General features: G+C 51.5%; 21 protein-coding genes. 13 read left to right on the top strand and 8 right to left on the bottom strand.

All coding sequences use genetic code 11. The features are described from left to right. The first annotated feature begins 70 nt into the window (after window positions 1-70). From Q9R25_RS08230 to Q9R25_RS08220, 3 genes are read left to right on the top strand one after another with little or no spacing between them, the layout of a single operon-like run. Window positions 71-832 (top strand): ABC transporter ATP-binding protein, encoded by a 762-nt coding sequence (locus Q9R25_RS08230; RefSeq protein WP_159562873.1) that lies wholly within the window; start codon window positions 71-73, stop codon window positions 830-832. Then, window positions 819-2,651 (top strand): FtsX-like permease family protein, encoded by a 1,833-nt coding sequence (locus tag Q9R25_RS08225; protein WP_311283014.1) that lies wholly within the window; start codon window positions 819-821, stop codon window positions 2,649-2,651. The genes Q9R25_RS08230 and Q9R25_RS08225 overlap by 14 nt, the downstream gene beginning before the upstream one ends. A gap of 12 nt (window positions 2,652-2,663) precedes the next feature. Further along, window positions 2,664-3,008 (top strand): YxeA family protein, encoded by a 345-nt coding sequence (locus tag Q9R25_RS08220; protein ID WP_074035945.1) that lies wholly within the window; start codon window positions 2,664-2,666, stop codon window positions 3,006-3,008. A 68-nt stretch (window positions 3,009-3,076) separates the two neighbouring features. On the opposite strand, the gene Q9R25_RS08215 is transcribed toward Q9R25_RS08220, so the two are convergent. Then, on the bottom strand, window positions 3,077-3,502 hold the full coding sequence (locus tag Q9R25_RS08215) for a MerR family transcriptional regulator (protein ID WP_074035947.1): 426 nt from the start codon (window positions 3,500-3,502) through the stop codon (window positions 3,077-3,079). A 322-nt stretch (window positions 3,503-3,824) separates the two neighbouring features. Between Q9R25_RS08215 and Q9R25_RS08210 the strand changes: the two genes are divergently transcribed. The 7 genes from Q9R25_RS08210 (at window position 3,825) to Q9R25_RS08180 (ending at window position 9,452) form a co-directional block, all read left to right on the top strand. Then, window positions 3,825-4,034, top strand: coding sequence for a hypothetical protein (locus Q9R25_RS08210; RefSeq protein ID WP_264092879.1), 210 nt, complete (start codon window positions 3,825-3,827; stop codon window positions 4,032-4,034). Between the two features lie 68 nt (window positions 4,035-4,102). Then, the gene (locus Q9R25_RS08205; protein ID WP_074035951.1) at window positions 4,103-4,243 is read left to right on the top strand and encodes a YvrJ family protein; all 141 of its coding nucleotides are present in this window, start codon (window positions 4,103-4,105) and stop codon (window positions 4,241-4,243) included. 26 nt (window positions 4,244-4,269) lie between these two features. Continuing rightward, the gene (locus Q9R25_RS08200; protein ID WP_159562870.1) at window positions 4,270-4,482 is read left to right on the top strand and encodes a hypothetical protein; all 213 of its coding nucleotides are present in this window, start codon (window positions 4,270-4,272) and stop codon (window positions 4,480-4,482) included. A 27-nt stretch (window positions 4,483-4,509) separates the two neighbouring features. Continuing rightward, complete coding sequence (locus Q9R25_RS08195) at window positions 4,510-4,722, top strand: DUF2922 family protein (protein ID WP_074035953.1); 213 nt, start codon at window positions 4,510-4,512, stop codon at window positions 4,720-4,722. A 124-nt stretch (window positions 4,723-4,846) separates the two neighbouring features. Beyond that, a complete protein-coding gene (locus Q9R25_RS08190) occupies window positions 4,847-6,691 on the top strand; it encodes a methyl-accepting chemotaxis protein (protein ID WP_264092877.1) in 1,845 nt (614 codons plus the stop codon). A gap of 200 nt (window positions 6,692-6,891) precedes the next feature. After that, window positions 6,892-8,589, top strand: coding sequence for a methyl-accepting chemotaxis protein (locus Q9R25_RS08185; protein ID WP_311283013.1), 1,698 nt, complete (start codon window positions 6,892-6,894; stop codon window positions 8,587-8,589). 113 nt (window positions 8,590-8,702) lie between these two features. Beyond that, entirely contained in the window at window positions 8,703-9,452 is a 750-nt protein-coding gene (locus Q9R25_RS08180; RefSeq protein ID WP_074035959.1) for an SDR family NAD(P)-dependent oxidoreductase, read from the top strand. A 35-nt stretch (window positions 9,453-9,487) separates the two neighbouring features. Here the strand turns inward: Q9R25_RS08180 and Q9R25_RS08175 are convergent, their stop codons facing one another. Further along, window positions 9,488-10,363, bottom strand: coding sequence for a hypothetical protein (locus Q9R25_RS08175; protein ID WP_074035961.1), 876 nt, complete (start codon window positions 10,361-10,363; stop codon window positions 9,488-9,490). Between the two features lie 119 nt (window positions 10,364-10,482). On the opposite strand from Q9R25_RS08175, the gene Q9R25_RS08170 reads away from it, so the two are divergent. Then, window positions 10,483-10,707, top strand: coding sequence for a YobA family protein (locus Q9R25_RS08170; protein WP_264092874.1), 225 nt, complete (start codon window positions 10,483-10,485; stop codon window positions 10,705-10,707). Window positions 10,708-10,726: 19 nt separating this feature from the next. Then, a complete protein-coding gene (locus Q9R25_RS08165) occupies window positions 10,727-10,891 on the top strand; it encodes a hypothetical protein (protein WP_012727200.1) in 165 nt (54 codons plus the stop codon). 11 nt (window positions 10,892-10,902) lie between these two features. Here the strand turns inward: Q9R25_RS08165 and Q9R25_RS08160 are convergent, their stop codons facing one another. After that, window positions 10,903-12,060 carry a hypothetical protein gene (locus tag Q9R25_RS08160; protein ID WP_311283012.1) on the bottom strand — a complete coding sequence of 386 codons (1,158 nt, stop codon included), beginning with the start codon at window positions 12,058-12,060 and terminating at the stop codon, window positions 10,903-10,905. 134 nt (window positions 12,061-12,194) lie between these two features. Between Q9R25_RS08160 and Q9R25_RS08155 the strand changes: the two genes are divergently transcribed. Continuing rightward, the gene (locus Q9R25_RS08155; protein ID WP_031422484.1) at window positions 12,195-12,755 is read left to right on the top strand and encodes an AAA family ATPase; all 561 of its coding nucleotides are present in this window, start codon (window positions 12,195-12,197) and stop codon (window positions 12,753-12,755) included. 35 nt (window positions 12,756-12,790) lie between these two features. On the opposite strand, the gene Q9R25_RS08150 is transcribed toward Q9R25_RS08155, so the two are convergent. The 5 genes from Q9R25_RS08150 to Q9R25_RS08130 are packed head-to-tail and all read right to left on the bottom strand — an operon-like array spanning window position 12,791 to window position 16,733. Further along, window positions 12,791-13,486, bottom strand: coding sequence for a carbohydrate deacetylase (locus tag Q9R25_RS08150; protein ID WP_311283011.1), 696 nt, complete (start codon window positions 13,484-13,486; stop codon window positions 12,791-12,793). Next, the gene (locus Q9R25_RS08145) at window positions 13,479-13,772 is read right to left on the bottom strand and encodes a PTS sugar transporter subunit IIB (protein WP_012727190.1); all 294 of its coding nucleotides are present in this window, start codon (window positions 13,770-13,772) and stop codon (window positions 13,479-13,481) included. Before Q9R25_RS08145 ends, Q9R25_RS08150 begins: the two co-directional genes overlap by 8 nt. Continuing rightward, window positions 13,769-14,101, bottom strand: a complete 333-nt coding sequence (locus tag Q9R25_RS08140) for a PTS sugar transporter subunit IIA (protein WP_084156011.1) — start codon at window positions 14,099-14,101, stop codon at window positions 13,769-13,771. The genes Q9R25_RS08145 and Q9R25_RS08140 overlap by 4 nt, the downstream gene beginning before the upstream one ends. Further along, the gene (locus Q9R25_RS08135; RefSeq protein WP_012727188.1) at window positions 14,098-15,417 is read right to left on the bottom strand and encodes a PTS sugar transporter subunit IIC; all 1,320 of its coding nucleotides are present in this window, start codon (window positions 15,415-15,417) and stop codon (window positions 14,098-14,100) included. Before Q9R25_RS08135 ends, Q9R25_RS08140 begins: the two co-directional genes overlap by 4 nt. Next, window positions 15,414-16,733 carry a 6-phospho-beta-glucosidase gene (locus Q9R25_RS08130; protein ID WP_159562858.1) on the bottom strand — a complete coding sequence of 440 codons (1,320 nt, stop codon included), beginning with the start codon at window positions 16,731-16,733 and terminating at the stop codon, window positions 15,414-15,416. Before Q9R25_RS08130 ends, Q9R25_RS08135 begins: the two co-directional genes overlap by 4 nt. Window positions 16,734-16,736 lie beyond the last annotated feature (3 nt).

Raw genomic sequence — 16,736 nt, 5'->3', positions numbered from 1 at the left:
TTTGTAAGGTACGCGTGAGTTGGAGTTAAGACAGAGGGCGTAATGTAAGGGACAGAAAGAGGTGCTGAACATGGAAACATTATTACAAGTAAAAGCGATTCAAAAGACATATGGGAAAGGGGACGCGACGTTTCGAGCGCTCGATGACGTCTCCTTCACCATTGAACATGGGGAGTTCGTTGGAATCATGGGGCCGTCCGGGGCTGGGAAATCGACGTTGCTAAACGTCCTCGCGACAATCGATACACCGACGTCGGGGGAGATTTTAGTCGAAGGCGATGACATTGCGGCGATGAATGAGGAGGCTCTTGCCGATTTCCGACGTGACCATCTTGGATTCATCTTTCAGGACTATAACTTGCTCGATTCATTGACGGTCCGGGAAAACATGTTGCTCCCGCTCGCCGTCTCGAAGACGCCGGTTCATGAGACACGCGCAAAGGTCGAACGGTTAGCGAAACGATTCGGACTCGAAGGGATCCTCGAGCAGTACCCGTATCAAATCTCAGGCGGACAGAAACAACGGACGGCTGTTTGTCGGGCGCTCATCTCGGACCCGAAACTCATCTTTGCCGATGAGCCGACCGGTGCGCTCGACTCGAAGTCGGCGACCGATCTCTTAGATACCCTCGCTCGGTTGAATGAAGCGGAGACGACCATCATGATGGTGACGCATGACGCCTTCGCTGCAAGTTTTTGCCGCCGAGTCCTCTATATTCAAGACGGACAGTTGAAGAAAGAGCTCATTCGCGGCAACGCCTCACGAGACGCATTCTACCAATCAATCCTCGAGGAGCTCGCGAAAGGCGGTGCGGTCGATGACGCTATTTGAGCTCGCTAAGAAAAACGTCGTACGGAATCTGTCGCGATACGCACTCTATGTCGGGACGACCATCTTTTCCATCGTCATCTACTTCACGTTCGCGACACTCAAGCACAGTCATGAAATCAGTGCGCTTGCGGAAACATCGCAAAAGATCAGCGGGTTGATGAGCACGTCGACGTTCATCCTCATGTTGTTCGTCGCTTTGTTTATTGCCTACTCGAACGCCTTCTTTTTGAGAGGACGTAAGCGAGAGGTCGGGCTCTACTCATTACTCGGGGTCCGAAAGAAACAGATTGGACTCTTGCTCTTGTTTGAGAATATCGTCATTGGAGCGGTGTCCTTGGTCGTTGGAATCGTGCTCGGCCTGTTCGGGTCGAATGCGCTTTTGCAACTGTTGATGCGATTGATGGACAGTGACTTGAACATCGGATTCGCTTTCTCTGCGTCGGCATTCATCGAGACGTTCCTTGTCTTTCTTGCTATTTTCCTTTTCACATCATTCCAAGGGTACCGCGTCATCTATCGCTTCAAGTTGATTGACTTGTTCCATGCGGATAAGAGTGGGGAAGGAGTTCCGACGGCGAAAGGATGGGTCGCACTCACAGGTGTGCTCACGATTGGAGCGGCATACTGGCTCGCGCTTCAGGATCTGATGACGTCATCGCTATGGCGAATGCTCGGACTCGCGATGCCGCTTCTCATTATCGGATTGAGTGTCATCGGGTCTGCGCTTCTCTTTCACAGTGTCTTGATTTTCGCATTGACATGGTTGAAAGGGAACGAACGCTGGTCGTGGAAACGACTCAATTTGTTGACGACGTCACAGCTCCTCTATCGCATTCGCGGGAACGCGAAGACGCTCACGTTGATCAGCATCATCAGCGCGACAGCAATTACGGCAGGAGGTGCCATCTTTAGCGTCTACTACTACGCGGAAGAGAATGTCGCCTCTTATACACCATACACGTATGCCTGGAAAGGGGATGCGGTCGAGGTGAACGGAGCGACGTTCGAATCAAGTGTCGAACAAAAGACGATTCGGACGGAAGCGCAATACGGAGAGCGTGAGCTCGGGGTCATCGATGAATCGACATATCGCCATCTTCTGCAAGGTCTCGGCGTGGCAGAGCCGGCACCGTTCAGACAGGATGAGGTCGTATGGGTCGACCCGTTCTATGACGAACGTTACTCGGAGAATCTTGAATCGGTCGAACTGTCAGGACAGACGGTTGACGTGTCGACGCGTCTTGAAGAATCACCGCTCAACGTGATGACGTTCGGCGGGTCGTTCCTCGTCGTCGCCGACGACATGTTCAAAACGATGACGGAGCCGAGCGAGACGTATCACGTTGCCCTCACGGAGTCGTTCAAAGATCAGCGCGAACAGTCTGAGCGTCTAGCGGGACTCGGGCTTGAATCGTTCTCGAGTGCACCGGACGTGTACGCCGAGACGATGGCAATGAACGGGGCGCTCCTCTTTGTCGGGACATTCCTTGGGCTCGTCTTTCTCGTTGCAACAGGTAGCGTCATTTACTTCAAGACGATGACGGAGGCAGAGGATGACCGGGCGAAGTATGCGATATTACAGAAAATCGGGATATCCGATCGGGACGTGCGCCGGACGGTGCGCCAACAGATCATCGTCGTATTTCTCGCCCCGTTCGCGCTCGGGATTCTTCATGCGACCGTGGCGCTCATCGCGTTTTCAAACTTGTTGAGCATGAATTTCACGATACCGGTTCTCGTGTGGATGGGCGTCTATACGACCATTTATGCGGTCTATTATGGCATCACAGTTCGCCGCTTCATGACGGCGATTCGATAAGGAGAGAAAAATATGAAAAAATGGATTGGAATTGCAATTGTTGCGATTGTATTGGTCGTTGGATTAACGCAGGTGGATTGGAATCGAATTGGGAAGGATAACCTTTTCGTTGAAATCGGAGGAGCGACGGATGTAGAAGAGACGACGCTCGAGAACGGCGACGTGATGAAGCGTTACATTTATACACAATCCGCGTTCACGGAGGAAGGTGACCAGAAAGAAGTCACCTTTACCGCTGGGAAAGAACTTCGGGAGGGGGCGTTCTTACGTCTTTATGTCAAAGATGAAGATACCGTGACCTCGTACGACGAAGTGAAACGGGAAGAGCTTCCTCGTCCAGTCATTGAGAAGTTGTAACAAAAAATCATTCGTCACGAACATCATGACGAATGATTTTTTTTGCCTACTCAGACGAGAGGAGTTTCCTAGGCATGAAGTTCAAGTTTGAGTATGTACGTTAGTTCATGATGCGCCAATTCAGAGAAGTTTGTTTTCTTCACATGTGTTCGTGGACGCAATCCGCATTCCAGTGCGATGTCGACAATGGTACGAATCTGATTTTCCGTATAGAATCGCTTCCGGCCGAACGTAAATGGGGTCGGTGGCAAGACGCCATCTGTTTCCCATTTGATCAATTGCTGTTGGCTGCGTGGGATGCCGGCCACGCTAAAGGCGCGACTCAATTCTTTGAGCGGATAGACCATTAGATGCTGCTCTTTATACGAAATTAGTTTTCCCTGTTCCGGTCGGTATGTATCCCATTCGGTCGCTGAAAACGTCAGGTCGGCTTGGTCGAAGTCGTGTTGAGCGGAAGGAATTGAGGCAAAGCTTGCGAGGTCTAGGCTGTTCATCGTGTATGTCTCCTTCTTCAAGACTGACTAGTGAAATTCAAAAAAATGCCCTCCTACGTATCGTACCCCATTTACAAGAATTTAACTTACAGTTTTTTCAAATGTGGGGAATAAATCATGGTACTTTTGACGTATTTTTGAATGCTGTCTGCCGAAGATTAAGATACCCTACTTAATATGAAAACTCAAGAAAAGTAGACAGAAATTGAAAAATGAATAAATATTCAGATAGTTTAGGACTATCGTCACTTATTGTTATAGAAAAATAGAATGAGCACTTCGACCTTGTAAGCGGTTAATAAGGACGAAGGAGGTGAGACAAATGGTAGCATATCGAGAAACGGCGACGATGCTTTATTTGGACACCCGACGACAACTCGACGGCAAAGAGAAAAAGCAACTCGTCCGCTATGGACCGCTTGGAAGTCGGATGGATGAGGCGCGGATGAAACAGTTTGCTGACTTGATCAAGGCACTGATTGATGTGGAATCCGCCAACTACGTCGTGGCCCAAGAATTTCTAGTGTATTAACAGGGAGGACTTATGAAAAACCTCACTCGTCCCGCTGCCAATCCTCGGCACGATGAGCAGGTGGTCACATGAGTTGGCCCGAACTCATCTCAAATTTGGGGTTCCCTATCGTTGTCTCGCTCTATTTGCTTCATCGGATTGAGACGAAGCTCGATCGTATGATCCAGCTGCTCGAACGAATGGATACCTCGACCGCATCAGAAACCTAATCCCCTATTGAAAGGAGCCATCCCCCATGGCTGTCTTAACAGAGAAGAAAGCAACGTTCGTTTTGACGACGCATCATGACGTACAAACAGCGAAACCGACGAAAAAAGCACAACGGTTCGGTCCGATTCGTGCCGACCTGACGGCAGATACGATTGATGCGTTCGGTCGTCTCTTGATTGATCTCGTCATTCAAGAGGGAGCAGACCTCGGCATCGTCCGTGAATACGATTTAGTCTAACCCACATCTTAAGGAGGAGAATAACCCATGACTGACACAAAACTTGAAATCTCATTTTTAGATGCATTCCACAAGGTCGTACGCTTCCGCTTGAATAACGTGAAACAACCGGTCGAAGCCCAAAAAGTAGAAGCGCTTGCTGACTTCATGGTCGCCAACGATCCGCTCGCAAAGAACGTGATGGAGTGGACCGAAATCAAGATGATTGAAGGTACGCAGACCGTATTGAGTGAGAAGTAATTGATTGAAAGGTGACTCTTGCAGTTTGAGTCACCTTTTTTAAGTTTGGTCAATTCTCTTCATTATTTTCTGAAAATTGTCGATAGTATAGGAAACACTGCATGATTGAGAGGGGAATACATAGATGGCATGGAAATCAACATGGTCTAAGGCATTGAGCCGGATCAAACGAAAACCGACATGGACGTGGAAACCGACACTCAAGTGGAAGCGCGGAGAGAAGCGTGAACGCACGACATCTTTCGGGGCGAACATCGGGAAGAATTTAACGATTCGTCAAAAATTATGGGGGCTCGTCATCATATCGCTCGTCATGGTCATTGGCGTCGGTGGTTACGCACTGTTTTCAATGAGTGACGCGAACCGTCAAGCGGACGATATCGTCAACAATTGGAATAAAGGGCTCGATTACGCTCACGAACTCAACACACTCGCCGCGAACTATCGAACACTTGAGCTCGATCACATCGTGTCAGAGGATGCGACCAAAAAAGAAGAGCTCATGACACGGATGAAAGAGATTCGTGAAGAAATCAATACGATTGCACCAAAGTATGAAAAAACGGCTTCAGGTGCGGAAGACAAAGAACTATTCCAGAATTTCTCGCGTCAATGGGAGATGTATCAACGCGTCTCGGACAACATGTTGACGTTCAGCTCGACCGGTAACACAGGGATGGCGCGCTCATACTATGATGCGCAGTCCAAGTCTACATATGACAACTTCACACAAAAACTAGCGGACCTTGTCGACTACAACTCGGAAGGCTCACAACGTGTCGGACAGAACATGGAAAGTGAATTCATGCAGTCCCTCATGGCATTGATTGCCGTGACCATCGGGGCTGTAGCGATTCTCTTATTCCTCGGGCTCAGCCTGTTACGCTCGATTATTCGACCGATGCGCACACTTCAGACACGCTTTGATGAACTCGCGACCCAAGGTGGCGATTTGACGATGACGATTCCGGTCACGTCGAATGATGAGATTGCACAAGTCAGTCGTTCATTCAACACGTTCCTCGCGACACTACGTGAGATCATGATTGATGTCGAAGAGACAGCGAAAGTCGTTCTCTCGTCTTCAAAAGACGTATCTGCTGAAGTGACGCGACTCAGTCACTATATGGAAGAGACGTCTGGAACGGTCGAAGAATTGACGGCCGGTATGGAAGAAACGGCAGCCTCTTCGCAAGAAATGAGTGCCTCGACGACAGAAATGGGAAGTTCGATCGATTCAATCGTCGACTTATCCAACGAGAGTGCCGAAACAGCAAATCGTGTTGAGACACGAGCACACGAGATGCGGGAGCAAGCCGTTGTTTCGAAAACAGAAGCAGTGGCAATTATCGAGAAGAAACAGGTCGAGCTCGCAGAAGCCATCAAAGGAGCACAGTCGGTTGAAGAGATTCGTGTCTTGACGACAGCTATTCTTGCGATTGCTGACCAGACAAACTTACTCGCTTTGAACGCTTCGATTGAAGCGGCACGTGCTGGTGAGGCAGGTCGCGGCTTTGCGGTCGTTGCATCAGAAATCCGCAAATTGGCGGAAAACTCACGTCAGACGGTCAACGAGATTCGTGACGTGTCAAATACGGTCATCGATTCGGTCGAACGACTCAACACGAGTTCGGAAGATATGTTGACGTTCCTCAATACGAAAGTCATGGCCGACTACGACCGTCTCGAAGAGTCGGCAACGCAATATGAACAGGATGCGACAGTGTTCGGAGAAACAGCGAAGACGTTCGAAGGTAACGCGCTTCAACTTCGCCATATGACGGACAACATTCTTGGTGTCATTCAAGAAGTGGCGACGACCGTGACAGAAGGCGCGGACGGAACGCAGTCGATTTCAGAGAAAGTTCAACTCTCAGTCGAGCGTTTCAACGACGTTCAGGCGAAGATGGGCGAAACAGAAAAACGGGCGACCGAACTCTCGAATCGCGTGGCGCAATTCAAGCTATAAGCAAGACTCAGAACCAGGCAGATGTCTGGTTCTTTTTTTGTGCCCAGTACAAAAAAATAAAAAGATAGGTCAATACATAAATGAATTTCAAATTGTTGGTACAAATTAGGCTGTTGTGTCCGATAAAGAAAAGGCAATACATAAAAATAGAGAGAAAAAGAGGTGGAAGAGGAGATTACTCCTCGTAGTACGTGAAAAAGATGTTGAACGAATGGACGTTATCAAGAAAAATCATGACGAGTATCGGTTTGATTCTAATTTTGACAATCGTTGGAATGGGATACAATCTGTGGACGCTCGACCGGATGACGAGTCAATATGAACACATGATTTCAAACGATGTCATGAAGATGAAAGCGGCAGACGACTTGGCGCTCGGGATGGTCCGTCAAGCGTATGGTGTCCGCGGGTATGTGCTCCTACAGGATGAGGAGCGCAAACAACAAATCAGCCGGGGCGGAGAAGAGAAGAAAGCCGCCATCGAATCGTTGATTGAACTCGCGGACAATGAGACCGAACGAAAGGAATATGAATCGTTACTCGGATACGCGACAGGATATGATGAGTTGGCGACACAAGCCATCGCGGCGATTGACTCAAAGGATCAAGAGGCAATCGATCGATTAGTATTCCGTCTCATGCCGGACGTGACCAAATCCATCTCATCGACAGGTGAGACGTTACAAGCCGAAACAGAAGAGCAGTTAATTGCGATGCAAGCCGAATTGCAGGAGGCAGGTGAGCGTGCCTTTTGGTACTCAGTCGTCATCGCAGTTGTCAGTCTGATACTGATGTTTGGTGCCGGATATGCCATTAGTCATATGGTCACGACCCCGTTGCGATTCCTAGCGAAAGAGGTAGAAGTAGTCGCGGAAGGTGATTTGACCCGCGATGACCTTCAGGCGCTCACGCAAGATGAAATCGGACAATTGATGACCGGATTCAACCGCATGAAGGGTAATTTGCGTGAACTCATTGACCGCGTCACCCAAAACGCACAGGAAATCACAGCACAATCGGAAGAACTGTATGCGAGTACGGAAGAGATGGCGTCACAGACGGAGGAAACGACACGTCTCATCGACCGAGTCGTGGAAGAAACGGTCGCGCAGGCGAAAGAAGCGACTGGAACATCTCAAGCGGTGGCTGCTGCCGATGAAGGCATCGGTCGTATCGCTGGCTCGATCGGCTCGATTGACGATGACGTGTCACAGAGTTTGAAGCTCGCCGAAGAAGGTGGTGCGACGATGGCTCAGGCGAAAGACGAGGTGCTCGCACTGGAGCGGGAGACACGTCTGACGGGAGAATCGATTTCGGCATTGAAGCAACAGTCTGACGAGATCGCCCTTATCACCGAGGTCATTCAATCGATCACCGACCAGACGAACTTGTTGGCATTGAACGCGGCCATCGAAGCGGCACGTGCCGGTGAGCAAGGAAAAGGATTCGCCGTCGTTGCAGAAGAAGTGCGTAAACTTGCCGAGCAGTCGAAGCAGTCGGCGACACAGATCGCCGGGTTGATCGAGTCGATTCAGACACAGTCGAACGCTGTTCTCGACCAACACGTCGTCAGTGCGAAACGCGTCGAGACGAACACGTTGTTGCTCGAACGAGCGACACGCGCATTCGAACAGATTGTCAGTCAGCTCGAGACATCAGTCGATAATACGTCACATATCCGCATCGCCTCGCATGAGATTGCGGAGACGACGAAACAAGTTGCGACGTCCTCTCTTCAAATGTCACAAGACAGTGAAGGGATGGCCGACACGATGCGTACGGTCGGTGAGACGGCTGACGCCCAACTCGCGATGATTCAAGAATTGAACGGTGTCGCCGAATCACTCGGCAATATGACGAGTGACCTGCAGACACTGATTGGTCGATTCACGACATAAGTTGAAAGCCCTGTCTCCTTGGAGTCAGGGCTTTTTCGTTCACATCGAAACGATTTGCGATGAAGAAAGTGGGGAATGAACAACAAGGTAAACGACAAAAAGGAGTGGATTATATGAAGTATACGGTCATTACAGGAGCCAGTTCAGGTATCGGGTATGAGACAGCGAAGTTGCTCGCTGAAAAGGGAAAGTCGCTCGTGCTCGTCGCAAGACGAAAAGAAGAGCTCGAATCGTTGCGTGATGAAATCAAATCGATCTCGTCGGACAGTGACGTCATCATCAAATCGACCGACCTATCATATAGCGAGAACGTGTACGGATTATATGAATCGCTTGCGGACCTCGACATCGAGACGTGGATCAACAATGCGGGATTCGGGGATGCAGATCTCATCAAGGACGTCGACCTCGGTAAAATCGAGAACATGATTCGTTTGAATATCGAGGCGCTCACCGTTTTATCGAGTCTATACGTTCGAGATTATCATGATATCGAAGGGGCACAGCTGTTGAACGTGTCGTCTGTCGGGGGATATCGAATCGTCCCGAACTCGGTCACGTATTGTGCGACGAAGTTCTTCGTGAGTGCATATACGGAAGGACTCGCACAAGAGTTGAAGCAGAGTGGGGCCAAACTTCGGGCGAAAGTACTCGCACCGGCCGCAACGGAGACGAGCTTCGCCGACCGGGCTCGCGATACGGAAGGATTCGACTACAGTGAGAACGTCGCGAAATATCATACGGCGCGCGAGATGGCGGAGTTCCTATGGGAGTTACTTGAAGGCGACGAAGTCGTCGGAATTGTCGATCCGGAGGACTACTCGTTCAGCCTGCGTGGACCGATTAAACCGTATGCCGGATAAACAAAAACATCACGCCCTGTTGGCGTGATGTTTTTTTAGGATGTCGGTACAGAGTAGCCACCCGTGAAGCGGTGTGTCAGGCGACGTGTCAAGTAACGTAACCGAAGGCGCCATACATAAAACTGTGACGTGTTCGGAAGAATGACGTTGTCGACGTATTCGGCGAACATATGGCGGAACATCCGCTCTTCACTGCGGTCATAGGTCGCACTCCACATCCCGTGATTCTCGACTTCAAGGAGCATCCAAATCATCTCATCGGTAAGCGGGTCATCGTCCTTCAACTCGGCCGTCAGTGCAGCGAAACGATGGCTACACATAGACGCGTATAAGGAATGGGCATGCGGATCATGCGGGTTTAATGTTAAGTAACCGCTCGCCGTCTTCATCAGTTCATCGACCATATCGAGCGGAATGTCGTCATACACTTGGAAAAATTCGAGCAACATCGGGACGGTGTCCGGACCAAATCCGGCAAGCCGGACATAGTTCATGATATGAAGACCGGCCTCGCCATGGAATTTGCGGTCGAAGTAGTGGACGGCAAGGGCGCGATGCATGATTGGGACATCCGGATAGCGTTCGACGCCACGGAGAAAGTGTTGTTCCGCCTCGAACGTGAACCCGGTGTCTTCACTGACAAATCCTTTTAACATATGAAGAATGTAGTGGTCACCGAGCGAACTCGCTTTCTCGAGCCACGGTTTGGCCGAATCGGTGTCACCTTCTCGAATATATGGATAAGCACGCATCGCCGGGAAGAATGGGTCGTCCGGGAACGCGGTCTCGCCCCGTGTTGCCATGTCATTGATGGCTTCAGCGTTATAAGCTTCCGTTAATTCTGCGAGGAGCATCATCTCAAGGAACGTGCGCTGGAACTCTGGGGTGTGTAAATCGATCGTTTGTGTCATAGGGTGTCCTCCTCACAAGTACTAGTGTCGCTCTATTATACTTGTTCTTGTCACAGTCGAGTAGCATCTTTTGCAAAAACGGGAAATGGAAAGTAAGGACCGGAAAGGAGGGGAACGGCATGGCGACGTTCACTGGATATGTCGCAGAGGTGATGGATGAGAAAATCCGCGTCACGCCGACGCGGGAGGCAGAACCGTTTGATGGTATCGTGTTTCATGTACCGAGACCTCTTTTGGATGAGACACAGCTTCTCATCGGACAACAGGTTCGAGTCGAGCATGATGAACGGTTGACGCGCTCCTTGCCACCGCAAGCGACGGCACGTCGGGTCGATGTGTTATGATGAGGACGAGGTGAATGACATGGGACAACGGAACTTTCTATGGCTTGGAGCTGTCGTCGGCTTCAGTGCCCTCGTCGTCTGGTTATTGCAAGACGCGCTCCCGTTCTGGGCGCTGTCGATTCTACTGCTCGGACTAGGAGCGGTGCTCGGCAATCTCCAACGACGTTTCACACGTGACGAATAACAAGCACTCCATCATTCGGATGGGGTGCTTGTGTCGTTTTCTTCTTCATTTATGTTTTCTTCAGTGTCCGGATCGTCTTCGACGATGGAGCCCTCATCCCCGTCTGGTTCGAGCGTCGTCGGTTCTTCTGGCTCCGCTGGCTCTTCCGGTTCGCTCGGTTCCTCCGGCTCAGTCACCGGAGGATCGTCTTCAATCGGCTCTTCCGTTTCCGGTGGATCCGTCGGTTCCTCCGGTTCACTCGGCGGTTCCGCAGGTTCTTCTGGCGTCACTTCAGGTGTCGTCGGTTCGGGCTCTTCCACAACCTCCTCTTCGACTTCTTCCTCGACCGGTGCCTCCGGTTCAGTGACAGGTGGGATTTCAGGTTGTGCCTCAGGAATAGAAGGTGTTTCCGGAACGACGACCGGTTCTTCTGTCAAATCCGGTTTGATCGGTTCAACCGGTGCGAGTTCGATAGGGGGTGGTGCCGGTGTATCTTTTGCGATGAACGTACGGATGTCTTGTTCAAATAGTGCGGTCGGCAAGGCAATCCCACGCAAATGGATGGCGACGACTCGCCCGGATGCTGAAAGAAGTGGACTGCCATACGCATGACGTGGCAATTCAAAGTTTCGGCTATAGCCGTTCTCGGCGAATGTGACCGTACCGTTGATGCGTTCTTGCATCGTCAATGTGGTTAACGTCTCGTCCTCTGCGGCGATCGCTTGCGTGAGTGTGTATGGTGTGTTCTCCGTCTCTTCAATTCGAATGACAGCAATGAGCTTCGTCCGACCGACGACGGTGCCGGAGACGGCCTCACCATCATGGTACATGATGATATTCGTCAACCCGGCCACATTCGAGGCGGCGGTGACGACATCGCGTGAGCTCACCAAAAATCCCGTTCCGTAACTGACTGTGAAGAGGCTATCCTGCAAGGCGGCGAAGTCGACCGGTGTCGCTTCGTCAGCGGAGACCGTATCTTCCCCAATCGGCAAGTTGACCTGATCGGCGAGCGAGTCGGACGAACGCAGCACGTCCGTGAAATAGGCGTTTCCAATGAAGGTGACAAAGGCAATGAGTGCGATAGCGAATGGAGTGGCAAATAACCAAATCGTGCGACGTGAGCGACGGCCACACGTCGGACAGATCGTTTTCGATCGTGTCTTCTTTCCGCAGTGGGGACAAGTCACAGGGGCACCTTCTTTCCATAAAGTTCGATGCTATGCTTATTCCTTCATTTGGAAAGAGGTAAACAAATATTTTGGAGGGGTCACACATTTTAAGTCACATGATAAAATCTTCAAAAGATATAGGGGGAAATCCAATGAAATTCATCATCTTATTTGGTCCACAAGCCGTCGGCAAGATGACGGTCGGACAGGCGCTCGCTGACAAAACCGGACTGAAATTATTCCATAACCATATGACGATCGACCTCGTCGGACCGTTCTTCAATTACGGGACGCCGGAAGGGAAGCGACTCGTCCAACACTTTCGTCAAGAACTGTTCGAGGCGGTCGCAAAGAGTGATTTACCCGGCATGATTTTCACGTTCGTCTGGGCGTTTGACATGCAGGAGGACTGGGATTACGTGAAGAAGGTGACGGGCTTGTTCGAGTCACACGGGGCGGACATCTACTATGTCGAGCTCGAGGCCGAGATAGAGGAACGCCTTGCGCGCAATACGACGGAGAACCGCCTCACCCATAAACCGTCGAAACGTGACATCGCTTGGTCCGAAGCGGAACTGAAGCAGACGGCGACGATGTACCGATTGAACTCACGTCCGGGGGAGTTAGACGTCGAGCATTATCTCCGAATCGATAACACGAACTTAAGTCCAGAGGAGACAGCGGCACAGATTCAACAAGCATTTGACCTATGAAAAAGCGAGTCCCCGTCAAAGGGAACTCGCTTTTCTCATGCCCACCATTCGGGGCGTTCATAGTCGACCAACACCTGTTTTTCGAGGAGGCGTGGTACAAGGTATGAGGTGACGTTCGGAAGACGATCATCGAGGTCGGCCGGATGGACCATCACTTCGATGGATCGTCCTGGTTCGATGGCATCGAGCGTCGCATGGGAGACGCCATCCGCGTAGAACTGATCACTGAACCGTTCGGTCACCCACAAGTCTCGGCGTGACCCGAGCGTCGTTAAGGCCCGAAACGTCGTGTCGTATTCTTCAGCGAGACGAATGATGACGTCGTGCAGGACCGGCCAACCGTGAATGTGATGGTGGCTGTCGAGATGGTCGAGTGAAAGTCCTGTCGCAAGGAACGCCTCGATTTGGGCTTTCCACTCCAAATAGACGAGTCCCGGGTCAGGCGAGTCTTCAGTCATGAAGCGGCTCGTGTAGCGGAACGTACCATCTTCTTTCGTGAGGGGAGCACTCGTGTCGGCGAGCGGTTTGCCCCAAGACAAGACGAGATGGACCCCGACACGGAGCGACGGATGTTGTTTCGCGAGTCGGACCGCTTCCTCGACGGCATACCCGTTCATGATCATCGTCGCCGAATTGACGATTCCATTCACGTGACTGTCGAGTGTGCCGGCGTTCACACCCGTCGTCAAGCCGAAGTCATCGGCGTTGACGAGGACGAACGTTTTAAGCATTGACGAGACCAAGTGCCTGGTCGAGGACCAGGTCGCCTTTCATCATCCCATACGCCATGTTATCGATGACCGCAACCGGGACGTCGACGGACGACTTGATTTTGCCTTCGAGGTAGCGGACTTGTGGTCCGATCAAGATGACGTCGACGTTCGACTGTTCTTTCAAGCGCGACTCCGGAATCGCGTCAATGGATGCGTCGAGTCCGCGTGCGGCAGCTTCCTTCCGCATTTTTTCCACTAAGATTGATGTCGACATTCCTGCCGAGCAGACGAGTAAGATGTTCATGTCGTTTCCTCCAATCGATTCAAACGGGTGATCATGTCAATCATTTCGACAGCGAGCTCTTTCACGGTCATCGCCGTCATAAGATGGTCTTGTGCGTGGACGAGGAGGACGCTCATGTCGCTCGTCGTCCCCCGTGCCTCTTCTTGTAACAGCTCCGTTTGTAGCTTGTGTGCGTCCAAGAAGGCCGCGTCGGCTTCTTTCAACTTTGCCGCCGCTTCGTCCGCTTCACCGCGTTTCGCGGCAGCGATAGCCTCGAATGCAGAGGAGCGTGCATTTCCGGCATGTAAGATAATCATAAACGAGAGTTCTTGGATGGTTTCGGTTTTCACGAAATCTTTTCTCCTTCCTCAGTAGCAGCTTTGTTTTTATTGATTTCGGCTGTCATTGCCTTCGCTCCTGCCATGACGAATGGAATATACATCGCTGTCGCAATCGACAAGTTGACGATTTGGAGCAAGACGCCGCGAACGCTACCGCCCGTTACCAAATAGCCACTGATGATTGGTGGTGTTGTCCATGGGACGATGGCGACTGTCTTCGGAACCATGCCTGTCGAGAGCGCGACATAAGAGACGATGGTGAGCGTGACCGGCACTAAGATGAACGGTACGAGCATGATCGGGTTCAATACGATTGGAAGACCGAAGATGACCGGTTCGTTGATGTTAAAGAGACTGGCTGGTGTCGACAGTTTTGCCACTTGGTGATACGGGTGATTCCGTTGTTTGCGGACGACGATGAAGATCGCGAGTAAGAGCGCGAACGTCGTACCCGATCCACCCATGAAGACGAACGCATCCAAGAACGGTTTTGTGACCGTGTACGGTACATCAAACGCTGACGTTCCAGCTTGGAAGGCAGCCAAGTTTTGCTCGATGAGCGGGAGGTAGACCGGTTCGATGACCGAGCCGATGATGTTCGTCCCGTGAAGCCCGAAGAACCAAAGGATGTGGTTCAAGAAGGCGATGAGCAAGGCAGCCGGGAGTGAGTCGCCGAATCCTTGGAGCGGTTGTTGGATCGCTTTAAAGATGACTTCAAATACACTGAGTTCGACGACGAGCGTCATGAAGAGCTGGAATCCTGCGACAACCGTCAAGATGATCATTGATGGGATGAGCGCTTGGAATGAACGTGTGACCCCACCTGGTACACCTTCTGGCATCTTGATCGTCAGTTTCGTATTGATGAGGTAGCGGAACATTTCTGTAACGACAATCGATACGATGATGGCGACGAAGAGACCTTGTGCGCCGAGCCATGCGAAGTTGAGACCCCAGTCAGCAGTGACCGGTACGAGCATGATATACGAGGCGAGCGACAAGATCCCCGCCGCGAGCCCGTCAATCCCGTATGAACGGGCCAAGTTATACCCGATCGAGAAGGCGATCAGGAGCCCGAGTATCGCGAAGGACGCATTCCAAATGCTACCGCCAAGCCCTTGCCAATTACCTTCGCCGAACATACTGTTCATCGATCCGACGAAGTCGAGTGAGAGACCACCGATGTTGATGGCTGGGAAGTTGTTGATGAGGACCGCGAGCGACCCGACGATGATGAGTGGCATGACGGAAACGAATCCGTCACGGATGGCGACTAAGTGCCTTTGGGACCCGATACGTCCCGCGATTTCAATAAACTTGTTCATGAGTAAACCTCCTTCTTAAATTGGGGTAGGTACGCCTCGTGCGCTGTGAACAGCTCTTTAAGAAGCGGGTCGATCCGTTTCTCGTCCTGGATGAGCGGGTTCATGAGGCAGGCAAGGTAGGCGTCCTCGTACGTGCCAGATACAGCCGCTTGGATGGCGAGCTGTTCAAACGTTTTTAAGTTCGTGATGAGCCCACGGATCGGTAGCGGCAACGCGCCGATGGAGATTGGGCGAGGCCCCGACTTCGTGATGACGGCGTTCACTTCGATGACCGCATCGTCTGGTAAATCTCGAATCGTGCCGTTATTGAGCGTGTTGACCGTCTGGATGTCACCGCGGTCGTTGTGAATCGAGTCCATCAAGTTGCAGGCGGCGTCTGAATAGTAGGCGCCTCCACGTTTTTCAAGCTCTTCCGGTTTGACGGCGAGATCGACGTCTTTGTATTTCTCGAACAACTGCGCCTCGACTTGTTGCACGACTTCGGCACGGGTGCCATTTTGTGCGTACGCCTCAAGATCTTTCTTCAACACATCTTTCGTCTGGAAGTAATACTGGTGATACGGGTTCGGTAACATGCCGAGTGACGATAGGAACGATTCGCTCCAACCGAGACCGACGATGTTCGCCGGCGAGTAATCGTTGCCTGAGTTGAGCGAGGCGAGGACGTCACTCGTCCGATCCACGCCGTCGACCCATACGTGACGACCGAAGACGAAGTGGTTCAATCCGATAAATTCAATCGCGACTCGTTCGACAGGTGTCTCGAGGATCTCAGCGACCGAGTTTCGCATGTTGAACGGGATGTTGCATACACCGATGACCTTCTTATGAGATGAGTGCTTGAGTACGGCCTCGGTGACGATGCCCGCCGGATTGGTGAAGTTGACGAGCCAGGCATCCGGACAAATCTCGGCGACTTCATTTGCCAAGTCGATCAAGACCGGGATGGTACGGAACGCTTTGAATAATCCGCCTGCGCCGTTCGTCTCTTGCCCGATGAAGCCGTGCTTGAGCGGGATGCGTTCATCGAGCGCGCGTGCCTTGAGTCCACCGACCCGAATCTGTGTGGATACAAAATCTGCGCCGACGAGTGCGGCTCTTCGATCGAGCGTCCAACTGAGTGTGATCTCGGCGTTTGCCTTTTCAATCATCCGCTGAGCGAGACGACCGACAATCTCTAGTTTCTCCCTCCCTTCTTCGATATCGACGAGCACGATCTCCCGAACGGGGAACGTTGCCTGTCGATCAATCAATCCTTCGATGATTTCCGGGGTGTAACTGGACCCACCGCCGATGATGACGACCTTGACTGCCATGGT

It is taken from the genome of Exiguobacterium sp. BG5(2022), assembly GCF_031844365.1.
In the GTDB taxonomy this organism is placed as follows: Bacteria; Bacillota; Bacilli; order Exiguobacteriales; family Exiguobacteriaceae; genus Exiguobacterium; species Exiguobacterium profundum.
This window is presented reverse-complemented; position numbering and strand designations above follow the sequence as displayed.